11 protein-coding genes and 5 tRNA genes are annotated in these 12,942 nt (G+C 44.5%); 12 read left to right on the top strand and 4 right to left on the bottom strand.

Annotation, left to right across the window (positions count from 1 at the left end):
• Window positions 1-28 precede the first annotated feature (28 nt).
• The 11 genes from yihA (at window position 29) to Q0E19_RS09405 (ending at window position 6,738) form a co-directional block, all read left to right on the top strand.
• Complete coding sequence (gene yihA / locus Q0E19_RS09355) at window positions 29-766, top strand: ribosome biogenesis GTP-binding protein YihA/YsxC (RefSeq protein WP_365904937.1); 738 nt, start codon at window positions 29-31, stop codon at window positions 764-766.
• Window positions 767-900: 134 nt separating this feature from the next.
• A complete protein-coding gene (locus Q0E19_RS09360; RefSeq protein WP_294409187.1) occupies window positions 901-1,224 on the top strand; it encodes a YerC/YecD family TrpR-related protein in 324 nt (107 codons plus the stop codon).
• Window positions 1,224-1,991 (top strand): class I SAM-dependent methyltransferase, encoded by a 768-nt coding sequence (locus Q0E19_RS09365; RefSeq protein ID WP_294409189.1) that lies wholly within the window; start codon window positions 1,224-1,226, stop codon window positions 1,989-1,991. The genes Q0E19_RS09360 and Q0E19_RS09365 overlap by 1 nt, the downstream gene beginning before the upstream one ends.
• 14 nt (window positions 1,992-2,005) lie before the next feature.
• Window positions 2,006-2,911, top strand: a complete 906-nt coding sequence (gene hslO, locus Q0E19_RS09370; RefSeq protein WP_294409190.1) for an Hsp33 family molecular chaperone HslO — start codon at window positions 2,006-2,008, stop codon at window positions 2,909-2,911.
• A gap of 131 nt (window positions 2,912-3,042) precedes the next feature.
• Window positions 3,043-3,118 (top strand) — tRNA-Val (locus tag Q0E19_RS09375).
• Between the two features lie 26 nt (window positions 3,119-3,144).
• Window positions 3,145-3,221, top strand: a tRNA-Asp gene (locus tag Q0E19_RS09380).
• A gap of 61 nt (window positions 3,222-3,282) precedes the next feature.
• A tRNA-Phe gene (locus tag Q0E19_RS09385) sits at window positions 3,283-3,358 on the top strand.
• Window positions 3,359-3,361: 3 nt separating this feature from the next.
• A tRNA-Gly gene (locus Q0E19_RS09390) sits at window positions 3,362-3,437 on the top strand.
• Window positions 3,438-3,511 (top strand) — tRNA-Cys (locus tag Q0E19_RS09395). It abuts the tRNA gene before it with no gap.
• An 84-nt stretch (window positions 3,512-3,595) separates the two neighbouring features.
• Window positions 3,596-5,440, top strand: a complete 1,845-nt coding sequence (gene uvrC / locus Q0E19_RS09400; protein ID WP_294409195.1) for an excinuclease ABC subunit UvrC — start codon at window positions 3,596-3,598, stop codon at window positions 5,438-5,440.
• A 20-nt stretch (window positions 5,441-5,460) separates the two neighbouring features.
• The gene (locus Q0E19_RS09405; RefSeq protein WP_294409198.1) at window positions 5,461-6,738 is read left to right on the top strand and encodes a folylpolyglutamate synthase/dihydrofolate synthase family protein; all 1,278 of its coding nucleotides are present in this window, start codon (window positions 5,461-5,463) and stop codon (window positions 6,736-6,738) included.
• 103 nt (window positions 6,739-6,841) lie between these two features.
• Here Q0E19_RS09405 and Q0E19_RS09410 read toward each other — a convergent pair whose 3' ends face one another.
• The 3 genes from Q0E19_RS09410 to Q0E19_RS09420 all read right to left on the bottom strand — a co-directional run bounded on the left by Q0E19_RS09410 (window position 6,842) and on the right by Q0E19_RS09420 (window position 10,629).
• The gene (locus Q0E19_RS09410) at window positions 6,842-8,083 is read right to left on the bottom strand and encodes an ROK family transcriptional regulator (protein WP_294409201.1); all 1,242 of its coding nucleotides are present in this window, start codon (window positions 8,081-8,083) and stop codon (window positions 6,842-6,844) included.
• Window positions 8,084-8,340: 257 nt separating this feature from the next.
• A complete protein-coding gene (locus Q0E19_RS09415; protein ID WP_294409203.1) occupies window positions 8,341-8,586 on the bottom strand; it encodes a YdbC family protein in 246 nt (81 codons plus the stop codon).
• Window positions 8,587-8,664: 78 nt separating this feature from the next.
• Complete coding sequence (locus Q0E19_RS09420) at window positions 8,665-10,629, bottom strand: polysaccharide biosynthesis C-terminal domain-containing protein (protein ID WP_294409206.1); 1,965 nt, start codon at window positions 10,627-10,629, stop codon at window positions 8,665-8,667.
• Window positions 10,630-11,053: 424 nt separating this feature from the next.
• On the opposite strand from Q0E19_RS09420, the gene Q0E19_RS09425 reads away from it, so the two are divergent.
• A complete protein-coding gene (locus tag Q0E19_RS09425) occupies window positions 11,054-11,176 on the top strand; it encodes a hypothetical protein (protein WP_294409207.1) in 123 nt (40 codons plus the stop codon).
• Between the two features lie 823 nt (window positions 11,177-11,999).
• On the opposite strand, the gene sleB is transcribed toward Q0E19_RS09425, so the two are convergent.
• Window positions 12,000-12,677, bottom strand: coding sequence for a spore cortex-lytic enzyme (sleB, locus tag Q0E19_RS09430; RefSeq protein ID WP_294409208.1), 678 nt, complete (start codon window positions 12,675-12,677; stop codon window positions 12,000-12,002).
• Between the last annotated feature and the right edge of the window lie 265 nt (window positions 12,678-12,942).

A 12,942-nucleotide genomic window follows, 5' to 3' on the forward strand; every position in this document is an offset into this window, starting at 1 on the left:
AGACAACAATGGAATGATCGGAGGAAAAATGAACTATAATAAGGCGGAATTTGTCACATCATACGGCAAATTCAATCAGATACCAAAGTCGGAGCGTCCCGAATTTGCTTTTTCGGGCAGATCCAACGTGGGAAAATCCTCGCTTATAAACAAGCTTTTCAACAGAAAAAATCTGGCGAGAGTAAGCTCTGTACCTGGAAAGACGGTTACGATAAACTTCTTTTCACTGGAGAATGTGTATATAGTCGATCTTCCCGGATATGGCTATGCGAACGTTTCAAAGTCGGAAAAATCAAAGTGGGGAGATCTTATAGGCGGATATCTCGGCGACGGCGAGCGTGATCTTGCGCTGGTGTTCCAGCTTATAGATATGCGCCACGCTCCGAGCAAGGACGATATACAGATGATAGATTATCTTATCGACTGCGAGATACCGTTTGTTATTATCCTCACAAAGGCGGACAAGCTTAAACCTACTGCGAGAAAGGCGAGAATGGAGGCTTTCCGCACGGAGATACCATGCTTTGACGACATAACCTGCATACCGTTTTCAACAGTTACGGGCGAGGGTGTTGAAGAAGTCAGAGGGATAATAGAAGAGCTTGCCGAGGAAGCGGAGCAGTATTCCGAGCAGGAGTATGATGAAGATCCTTCCTATGGTGAGGACTTCGACGAGGACGAAAGCGAGGAGATCTCAGCGGACGCAGAAGAAAATGATGAGGAAAATCCTTTCGGCGGTTTTCTTACACCTAACAGAGATAAATAGATAAATAAATTTCTTTATTCACATAAAATATTCAATATACTCCTTTACATTTGGACTGTAATGTGCTAAAATATTATCATAGTTTAACACTTTACAATATGAAACAACAACCTTATGCAGAGGAGTTTTTTATTATGAGAGAAAAGCTTGAGATAAAAAATCTGGACGATCTTTACGAGGCTGTGCTTTGTCTTGAAACTGTGGACGAGTGCAGACTGTTCTTTAAAGATCTTTGCACTATACCTGAACTGAAGTCATTTTCACAGAGATTTCAGGTAGCTAAAATGCTTATGGAAAACCACGTTTACAGTGATATCGTCAAGGAGACCGGTGCGTCAACGGCAACTATCAGCCGTGTGAACAGATCACTTTCATATGACGGAAGCGGCGGATATAATATCGTTTTTGATAAGCTAGACAAGAAAGATAAGGAAAACGATAAGGAGAAGTCTGAATAATGAGCGGCGGCGCAGGCAGTTCTGCTTACAATAAGTTCGCATGGTTCTATGACAAACTCCAGAGCGAAGTAGACTATGACGGGATATGTTCGCTCATTGACGGATTTATAAAGAAATACAGCGCAGAAAATGAGGTCATCGTTGACCTTGCCTGCGGTACGGGAAATCTGAGCGAGAGGTTTTATAAGCTCGGATATGATGTTATCGGCGTGGATCTGTCGCAGGATATGCTGGAAGAGGCTCTTGAAAAAAAGTATGACAGGGAGCTTGATGTAAGCTACCTTTGTCAGGATATGAGAGAACTTGACCTTATGGGTGCGGCGGACGTTATAGTTTGTGTGCTGGACAGCCTTAATCATCTTGGCAGCTTTGAGGATCTGTGCAGGACTTTTGAGCGTGTGTCTATGTTCACCTGTGACGGCGGACTGTTTATTTTTGATATGAATACGCCGTACAAGCATCGGGAGGTGCTGGGAAACAACAGCTTCTGCTATGATATGGAGGGGCTTTTCTGTGCATGGCAGAACGAACTTTCTGAGGACGGAAGTGTGCAGATAACGCTGGATTTCTTTGAGGAAAAGGAAAACGGCAGCTATGAGCGTTTCACTGAAAGTTTCAGGGAGATAGTTTTTGACAGCGAACAGGTCGATGAAGAGCTTAAAAAGAATGATTTTGAGATAATCGGAAAGTATGATGATTTTTCGGAAAACCCTGTGAATGACAATAGTCAGAGGGTGCTTTATGTATGCAGAAGATCAGCAAGATAAAGAGGTAATACAAAATGGGCAGAATTGTAAGAGCGATAGCAAAGGACGCATCAGTGGTATGCAGCGCCATTGACGGAAAGGATATTGCTGCAAGAATAGAAGAGATACACAAGCCCTCCGCAGTGGTAACGGCTGCGCTGGGCAGACTTGCGCTCGGCACATCTCTTATGGGATTCGGTTTAAAGGGCAAGGATGATACTATTACAGTAAGACTTGACGGAGATGGCCCTGCGGGAATGATGATATGCGTTGCAGACAGCTACGGCAACGTCAAGGCGGACGTTATGAACCCTGTTGTGGAGATACCTGCAAACAGCGCAGGAAAGCTTGACGTAAGGGGAGCAGTCGGCACAGAGGGAACTCTGAGCGTAATAAAGGATATGGGTCTTAAAGAGCCTTACTGCGGTCAGGTTCCTATCGTTTCGGGCGAGATAGCAGAGGACATAACAAATTACCTTGCTGTCAGCGAGCAGGTACCCAGTGTATGTGCGCTTGGTGTGCTTGTGAACAGCGATCTGTCGGTTAAGAATGCAGGCGGATTTCTTATTCAGGTGCTGCCTTTTGCAAGCGACGAGGTTATCACGCAGATAGAGCAGAACATAACAAAGATGCAGTCGGTGACAAAGCTTATGGAAGAGGGTAAGAGCTGCGAGGATATTGCTCTTATGGCGCTTGACGGACTTGAGCCGAATGTACTGGACGATTTTGAGGTAAACTATAAGTGTGACTGTTCAAGAGAGAGGACGGAGAGGGTCCTTGTATCTTTGGGCAGGGAGCAGCTGGAGGATATAGCTAAGGACGGCGGCACAGATGTAAAGTGCAATTTCTGCGATAAGGTGTATCATTTCACTTCCGAAGAGATAACCGAGCTTAGCAAAGCAGCCGCAAATGGCGGAAAATCGGGCGAAGAGAATGCCTGAAAATATTTTTTTGAGAAAAAATAAAAAAATCTCAAAAAAGCACTTGACAAATGCGCCTGAATAGTGTATAATAAATATCGTCGCTGAGAGAGATGTACAGAATACAGAGCGAACGGCGGCGATAAGAATTTGGAAGCATAGCTCAGCTGGGAGAGCATCTGCCTTACAAGCAGAGGGTCATAGGTTCGAGCCCTATTGTTTCCACCAAGCGGATCATTTGATCCGCTTTATATGGCCGGGTAGTTCAGTTGGTTAGAACGCTAGCCTGTCACGCTAGAGGTCGTGGGTTCGAGCCCCATTCCGGTCGCCACTTTTTTGGAATATTCAGTTTATGTCCTGCATATACTAAAACAGTTGCAAAAGCAGGAAATGCTTCTGTAGCTCAGTCGGTAGAGCAGGGGACTGAAAATCCCCGTGTCGGTGGTTCAATTCCACTCGGAAGCACCATTTGCGGATTTAGCTCATCTGGTAGAGCGCCACCTTGCCAAGGTGGAGGTAGCGAGTTCGAGCCTCGTAATCCGCTCCAGGCGCTATAGCCAAGTGGTAAGGCGTGGGTCTGCAACACCCTGATCCCCAGTTCAAATCTGGGTGGCGCCTCCAACCGAATGGTTGAATCCTTCGCAGTAATGCGGAGGATTTTTTTGTATATATTTTTGTTTGTAAAAGCTGATGAGGAGCATCGCAATGTATATTACCGAAGAGAATAATCCAAGACTTCCGTATCTGCGGGATAAGACATCAAAGCTTACAACATCTCCCGGCTGCTATATAATGAAGGACAAAACAGGGAAGATAATTTATATAGGCAAGGCGAAAAATCTGAAAAATCGTGTAACGTCATATTTCCGCAAGGGGCAGGATCATCTGCCGAAGGTGTGGAAAATGGTTTCTAATGTCAATGACTATGAGTTCATTGTGACGGATTCGGAGTTCGAGGCGCTTGTGCTGGAATGTTCGCTGATAAAGCTCCATACGCCTAAGTATAATATCCTGCTGAAGGACGATAAGGGGTACAGCTATATAAGAGTGACGGACGAGCCTTTTCCAAGGCTTCAGGCTGTGCTTCAGAAGTTTGATGATACGGCGGAGTATATTGGACCGTATATGAGTTCGTATGCGGTAAAGCAGGCGGTGGAGGAGGCAAACAAGGTGTTTAAGCTGCCGACCTGCACGAGAGTTTTTCCGAGGGATTTCAAAAAGGCAAGACCTTGCCTTAACTATCATATAAAGCGCTGTATGGGCGTGTGTACTGGGGAGTTCTCTCAGGAGGAATACAGGGATACTGTGGCGCAGGCTGTGGACTATATACAGAACGGTTCTGCACAGTCGGTGGAAAGACTTACGGCACAGATGGAAGAGGCTGCGGAGAATTTGCAGTTCGAGCTTGCCGCAAAGCTGAGGGACAGGATAGCGGCTATAAAAAAGGCTGCAGAAAATCAGAAGATAATAGACGAAACTATCCCCGACTGCGATATAATTGCGGTGTCGCAGAATATTGAGGTAGCCTGCGCAAGTGTTATAATGTACCGTGGCGGCAGGCTTGTGGACAAGGCGGATTACTTCCTTGGCGAAAAAGAGGATTCAGGCAAGATGCTGGAGGATTTCCTGATGAGCTTTTATCTCAGCAAGGAGGACGCTCCGAAAACTATCCTGCTTGATGAGGAAATAGAGAACAGGGAGATAATCGAGCAGTATCTGAGGGAAAAGTACGGTCATGCAATAAAGATAAGTGTGCCGAAAAAAGGTCATCTTTTGCGGCTGACGACTCTTGCAAAGAGCAATGCCAACGAATTTATTTCGGTCAAGGTGGGACGGACTGGCAGGGAAGTGGCTGGTCTGGAGGAGCTTGCAAAGGCTTTGAATATGCCTAAGCCGCCGAGATTTATCGAATGTTACGATATTTCAAACCTTGCGTCTGCAAATATGGTGGCTGGTATGGTGGTTTTTGAGAACGGCAGACCATGCAGGAAATTCTATAAGAAGTTTTCCATAAAAACTGTGGAGGAGCAGAATGACTACGCTTGTATGCAAGAGGTCATTGAGCGCAGATTCAGAAACTACTATGAGAAAACGGACGAGGGATTTTCCACTCTGCCCGACCTTATATTGCTGGACGGCGGAAACGGTCATGTCAATGCCATAAGACCTGTGTTGAAAAAGATGAATATAAATGTGCCGATGTATGGACTTGTAAAGGACGATAAGCACCGCACAAGAGCCATTGCCACAGGTGACGGCGAGATATCCATAGTCAAGAGCAGGAGCGCATTTAATCTTGTTACAGAGATACAGGACGAGGTGCATAGAGTAGCCATAACCTATCAGCGGTCAAAGCGTAATAAAAGCGCATTCAGCCTTGAACTTACAACTGTAAAGGGGGTAGGCGAGAAAAAGGCGCAGAAGCTTATTACGGCTTTCAAGACAAAGGAAAATCTGAAAAAGGCAGATGTTATGGACATAAAACAGACCGCAGGCGTGAGCGTGGAAACGGCTGAGGAGATAAAAAAGGTCATAGACGAAATGAACTGATATACAAAGGAGCTAGGGTTATGTTTGAAAACAGCAGCGGCAGCGCAGTAGATTATATTATGACATTTTCACATTCGGGAAGTCCTGTAAAGGATCTTTCGAGGATAAAAAAGCTGCTTTCTGCGGCGGGTGATCCGCAGGACAGCCTTAAGTTCGTGCATATTGCAGGGACAAACGGAAAAGGCTCTATGGCGCAGATGTTCAGCTGTATTTTCACCGATGCAGGACTTAAAACGGGTCTTTTTACTTCGCCCTATATGCTTGAATATGCGGATAGAATAAGGATAAACGGAAAAAATATCCCTGAAAAGGATCTTGCCGAACTGGCTGAGAAGGTAAAGGATATAATAGCCGAAAACGGTGACGAGGGTTATTCTCAGTTCGAGGTGACGCAGACTATTGCATTTATGTACTTTGCACAGCAGGGCTGCGATGTAGTGGTTTTGGAAACAGGTGTGGGCGGTCTGCTCGACTGCACGAACGTTATAAAAGATCCTATGCTGACGGTCATAGGCTCTGTGGATTACGATCATATGGCTGTGCTTGGGGATACTCTGGAGGAGATAGCCGCACAGAAAGCAGGCATAATAAAGCATGGTGTGCCGTGTGTAATGAGCGCAGGAAATGCAGAGGCGGCTGTAAAGGTAATAACCGATACTGCTGCGGAAAAGTCTGCTAAGCTTGTTGTACCCGACGCAGAGGCAGTAAAGATATTTTCATGCGGACTTTACGGAAGTGAATTTGAATACAACGGCGGCATATATTCCACCGCTATGGGCGGAGAGCATCAGATAATGAACGCTCTGACGGTCATAGAGGGGGCAGAGCTTATCAAGGAGCAGCTTGGGATAACTTTTGAGAATGTTTTCAAGGGCATTTCAGAGGCACGTCTTATCGGCAGGACAGAGGCTATATGCAGCTATCCGCTGACCATACTTGACGGGGCGCACAACCCAGACGGACTTTCCGCTCTGGCTGAACTTATTGCAGGCTGCGGCAAAAAGCCTGTAAAGGCGGTCATAGGTATGTGCAGGGACAAGAACATTGCCGGTGCGGTATCAAAGCTTATACCTGTTGTGGACAGCTTTGTGACCGTAGACGGATTTTCAGAACGTGCGGAGGATAAAAACAAGCTTGCCGAGATAATAAATTCTTTAGGCGGAAAAGCTGAGGCTGCGCCTTACGGCATAATGTCGGCGGTGACGGTCATGCAGTCATCGAACCCTGACGGATTGAATCTTATATGCGGCTCGCTTTTCCTTGCGGCAGAGGTAAAAAAGCAGACCTTGCAGGGGTAAATTTATATAAAACACAGAAACATATTATAATAAAAAATAAACGAAAAAAATTCCGCTGAGTTATCCCAGCGGAATTTTTGTTTTATGGCTATATAAATTGTTATCAGTTATTAGTGTCAAAGCCGCCTCTGTTGAAGAAAAGCTCTCTTATTGCAAGGGCGCAGCCTGAAAGGAAACGATGCTTGTCTTCAATGATAGAAGCTTCGATCTTGCTTGCTACCAGTGAGCCGCCTATTTCGTTTATTGCCTTTCTGATAAGAGTGAAATCGCTGTCCTCACCTATCTCAAAATGATGAAGGACTATCTTCTGCGGATTTGTTGAGAAGTAAAGGTTGTTGATAAGCACAGCGGTAAGTCTGATCTCGTTGTCGAGTATCTTCTTTACGGCAGGGTCACCCTTTTCGTAAGCTGTGAGTATCATATCCCTGTTTACGTCCTCAAACACACCTCTTGAAGCCTCGTAGAGGAACGGTGCAGAGTCAGGGGAGTATACTGCTTTAAGCTTTGCCATAGTTGCGGCAGGAGTTATCTCACTCTCAACGCAGCCCTTTCTTCCGCAAAGCTCACAGGTCTTTCCGCTGTTAGGGTTGATTATCATTTTATCAACGAAGTTCGTTCTGTTATCATATGAAACGATAGGGTCGTTAAGGTTTGTAACAACGAAGTGCATGGTGTTTCCGTACTGGAGGAAAGCTATATTGTGTCTGTTAGGGTCTTTGCTCTTCAGGAAGTCGATATTAGCCATAGCAGTACCCTTTACGGAGTTGTCGAACACCAGCGGAAGTTCGGTGTATTCCTTTATGGTAGCTTTGAGCTTGCTGTAATTAGGAACGCCGTCTGTGACCTCTATGCCAAGCTTTTCATACATAGTAGGGAAAATACCGAAGCCTATGCCGAGGATAGAGTTCTTGTCAAGACAGTTGTCTGCAAGTACCTCGTGGATAGATTTCTCTGTAAAATCAAATATTGTCTTATAATCTGTATCAAGGTCTGTGGCAAGGTTACGCTTGTCAAGCACTGCGCCTGCAAGGGTGGAAAGTCCCACGCTCACAACGTCCTCTTCGATAGTTACACCGATAACGAACTTGTAATGGTGGTTGATGTCGATAAGGATCTTCTTTCTTCCTCTTGGGGCTTTTTCGGTAACGTGCTTGTATTCGCCGATCTCCTGAATTATGCCCTGCTCGATCATTTCATTTGTAATGATAGTTACAGCGGCTCTTGTAAGCTCCAAAGTGCCTGCTATATCTATTCTGGAAGTAGGTCCTCTCTGCTTGAGTATTTTAAGGACCTGCATTCTGTTTCGCCTTTTCAGGTCAAGCTTGCTTATTCCGTGCTGCTCCATTTTAATGAATTCCTCCGAATATAGTTTAAAATTTCATAGATATTAAGGTGACAGCACCGCATAACAGCCGGCTGCTGCCTTTGTTCCTGCAAATTATAGCAAATATATGTTAAATCCTTATGAACATTCAGTGATGATTTAACAGTTAAGTGAACTTTTACATTTTGTTAAAGAATATTGCCATTTGTGAAAAACCGCACAAATTTCCGAAGAATTTTGTGCGGTTTAATAGGTTTGTTGATTTTGCGGAAAAGGTATCAGACGAAGTTCTCCTCGTCGATGTCGTCCTCTTCACCGTTGAGGAGTGATCTCAGAGCCTCGATATCCTCATCGGTGAGTGTGATGCCCTTACCCATTCTTGCGTGGTCCGGACTCCATTCTCTCAGATCGTATTTTGCAGGACGCTCGTTCCATGAAACCTTGTTAAGCTCCTTTGTCCAGCCTTTTGCATTTTCGGAAAGAACACCGATGTGTTCAACGATCTCAAATTTAAGTTCTGCCATAAAAATTGCCTCCCAGCAGTAGATTTTATATGTATAAAAAGCATACCTTGCGGCAGCTTTCTATATTCATTATTTCCATTATTTTTTCAGTGAACTGATATTCTTTTTCACTTTGGCTTTCATATTGCTTACAAAAGCCTGTCTGTCGAAGCCGTTTCTTACATATCCCTTTGCGGCCTCGATGATGATATTTCTGTATACGATGCTCATTGCAAGTATTTCCAGCAGAGCGACAAATATGCCCAGCCATGGATTTACGCAAACGCTGAGGAAGATATCTGTTGTTATCACTGTAAATAGTATGCAGGAGAATTTTCTGTATTTCACAAGAGGGAATACGGACATTGCGAGCAGAGCCGCAAAGAAAAGATCCCATCTTGTAAGGAAAGCGAACAGCAGTGAAAATCCCAGCGCACAGCAGATATACACAAGCTTTTTATTCTTCTGTATGCCGTAAAGCACCCCTGCGATAAGCAGGATATACAGAGGGATAAATTTAAGCAGCACATTGAGTGCGACGAATACTACCAAAGCGGCAGTTCCTATGGCAAGCGTCTTTGTGCTGAGCGAGGATATCCTGTCGGCAATGCTTCTCGGAAGTATTCTGTAAAGTATGCTTGTGACGGCTTTGATATTGAGTACGAATACAACGCAGAAAAGTGCAAAAAGCAGCAGATAAAGCAGCGGCTTTTTTGAAAGGTGCGGTTCAGCAAGCAGGATACCGAGCATTACAAGCAGCACAGCGTTGCTTGCGGCAAGCTTGCGGTAGTTTATCCTGAACGGCACAAGCTTTCGTGAGTCGTATGCACGGATAGCAAAAACGGCGATATAGCTTGTGACGGTGGAGATAGCAGGACCATAAAGACCTATTCTTGGGATAAGGATAACGTTCAGTCCTACATTTACAACGCCTGAAACAAGGCTTGTGAAAAGTGAACGCTTTGTTTCCTTTGTTGCGAGATAGATAGAACCCATGAAGGTGGTAAAACAGGAAAAGATAGTGGAATATATGAGCAGCGGTGAATATCTTACACATTCACGGAAGTTTTCGCCTATCATTATATTAGTGAGCGGCTGGATAATAAGCATACATCCGCCTGCAAGGATATAAAGAAGGCTCTGATTGAAGTCAAAGACATTTTCATAGAACTTATCTCTGTCCTCAGAATCATTTTCTGTTATCGCTGACATATTCCATGCCTGACCGAACATAAGGTAAACGGTGGCAACGATATTCGGTATCTTGTAAGCTGCGGAAAGTATACCGTTGCTTGCAGAACCGAGGTAGTGAGTGGTCATAAATGAGTCAGAGCTGTTTGTTATGAGCCAAAGCAGCTGAGCGGGGATAAGCGGCACAGAATACTGGAGCATTGTGTGGAGCATTTCCCTGTCGATATGACGGAAGTCGATATATTTCCAAAGCTTTGCACGAAAAGTTACAAAAATAGTTGTGATAAAGTCGGAAAGGATAGTGGCAAGAAGATATTTTTCTATGCCTGTGCCTTCACCGAGAAAACTGGACGGCAGCACCATATAGAACATTGCCGTAAAGAACAGGGTGAAGAATGTTGCCACGATACCAGCGACGGCGAAAAGCCGCACACGCTCCATAGCACGGACAAAGGTGGTATAAAGCGATTTGATGCTGGACATAAGAACATATAAGAACAGCAGCATTGCGTAACCGCCGATATACTTATCCGCCAGTCCTGTAAGATCGACTAGGGGAAGTATTATACCGAAAACGGCAAGACCGAATGCGCAGACCATATTTCCTATGGTGAAAACGCTTTTCTTATCGTAGGCACGGTCAAGACCGAAACGGATTATCGCCTCGGTTATGGTCATAGTCACCAGCGGGATTATCCAGTTGGCGATCTGAGTAAGAACATCGGTAACTCCAAGCTCAGCTGTGGAGAGATAAGACGTATAAATAGGTATAAGAAGCAGCACAAGCACCTTTGAGCTGAATGAGCCGATCGCAAATACCAGCGTATTGGAAAACAGCTTTCGGTAGCTGCTTTGTTGTTTCTGTTGAGCCATATTGATTATCCTCAATTTATCCTTATTAAATACATGGATCTGATTTTTGTTATTTTCCAATTATCCGATTTATCCAATCAGTAGTTATTATAACACATATTTTCCGATAATGCAACTTTTATGAAATATGGAACAGTTCTGACAAAATGTTCAAAAAACATATTGTCAATAAAGTGTGAAAATCGGTTGCACTAGACTAACCAATGTGGTATGATCTATACGTTTGGTTATACCAAAAAGCAGCATTGATATAAACACTTTTATAATAGTCAGAACGAGTGATAAACCTGCATTGCATTTTCGCAAAAAAAGAATGTTATTGAAGTGATGGATTATTTCTGAATGGGGTTGAATTTTCTGCGGTTATGTAGTATACTATTAATAAGAAAAAAATGACCGTACATTATCACGGGGAGGTTGAATCATGAGCAAGGGAATGAAAGTTTTTCTGACGATATTTATTTCTGTTGCGGCGGCTGTTGTTACGGCTAACATACTCACGGAAATATTCAAGACAAAGCTCAATAAGTATTATCTTGTTGACTAGGTTACAAAGAGATACTATAAAAGAGAGGTGATTTAATCGCCTCTCTTTCTTTATATAGTATAAGATAATTTTGATAAATGTGAACTGGGGAGTAAAAGCTTCATTTGTTGAAACATTAAACTGCATAAAATCGTGATATGGGTTTAGTATAGTCGGGGTAGTGGGAACGGGCGACCAAAGGTCACCCTTACGCAAACATTGAGAAAAAATCTTCATTAGAGCGCATCAAGCCCAAAAGAGCCAAAACAAGACCTCATCAAAGTCGGTTCAAGTAAAAGTCATATCTCGGTTTCTTCCGAGCGCAAAAGTAAAAGACCGCACCGCAGACAGCGAGCTTGCGAGTGTCACGAACCGAGCCGTCCGCCCGAGGACACCCGACTGGTGAGGTCGCAAGGGGCAAGCCCTTGCGGGGGAGTTTGTGCGTGAGGCGAGTAAGGGGCAGCCCTCTATCGCAGGGCATGCCCCTCTTTGAAAACAGTCCGCTGGACTATTTTCAAATTCACCCTATGCGGAGCTCACGCTGTGGGGGAGTTTCGCTCCTGCGGGAGCGACAAGGGGACGCTGTCCCCTTTGAACCCTAGCAACCCCTTTTGGAAAAGGGGTTGATCCTAAAACTTGCCTTGTGCGTTTGAGGGTTTGTGGTTGCTTTTTTCTTTGTTTGGTGTTTATGGTTTGTGTGAGAGCGTGAAAAGCCGAGATAAGATTGTGACAAAGTGGGTTTCAGTAAAAGATATATCTCGGTTTCTTCCGAGCACGAAAGTAAAAGACCCGACAGCAGACAGCGAGCTTGCGAGTGTCCCGAACCGAGCCGTCCGCCCGAGGACTAATTGCAGAAGCGGTGGCTGCCGATGACGGTGACGGTCGGGCGAGAGTGCATGAATGCGTTGGACGTCTTGGCTGGATTGTAATAGTATATGCAGCCGCCTGTCGGATCCCAGCCGTTTAAAGCATCTCTTGCTGCGTTGTATGCAGAGTCTGAAACTGGCTCGTTGAATTGTCCGTCAACTATGGCGGTGAAAGCTCCATTCTGATAAATTACCCCTGAAAGACTGTCAGGGAAAGAGGGGTGTTCTATGCGGTTGAGAATAACTGCACCCACCGCTACCTGTCCAACGTAAGGCTCACCTCTTGACTCAGCTGAAATTATTCTTGCAAGCAGATTGATGTTAGCCTCCGTCGCTGAGGGGATAGTGCCTACGGATATGCCAAGTGCCTTCAAAGTCTGTGGACCTGCTGTGCCTGTCTGTGATATACCTTGCTGCTTTTGAAAAGCTAGTACAGCCTTTCGTGTCTTTTCTCCATAGTAACCTGTTACACTGTCGTTGAATAAACCACGCTCTTTTAAACGCTCCTGTATAGCGGTAACTTCCTTGCCGCTTGAACCTAGAGAGGATATGGCAGGCTCGTCTATTGGAGTGACCAGAGAAATAAATGTAAGCAGCAGCGCAAAAGCGGATACTATAATAGAGATAGTAAGAAAATATCTTGATCTTGTTTTCATAAGATAACCTCCTGTGAATTTGTACTTGTAGTTTATCCTATAATAATGAAAATACTCTAAGTTGTGCAAAAAATACAAAAAAATCAAACGATAATGAAAACTAAAAGAGAAACACAACAAATCTGCGAAAAATGTCAAAAAAGAGTTGACAATCTGGACCTGAAGTGATATAATAAATAAGCTGTCTAAGAGGGCAGCGGATATAGAGCTTCTAAAAAAAGAGCGGGATTGAAAAAAAGCCTGAAAAGCACTTGACAAAACCGCG

This window comes from uncultured Ruminococcus sp. (assembly GCF_934476685.1).
Classification (GTDB): domain Bacteria; phylum Bacillota; class Clostridia; order Oscillospirales; family Ruminococcaceae; genus Hominimerdicola.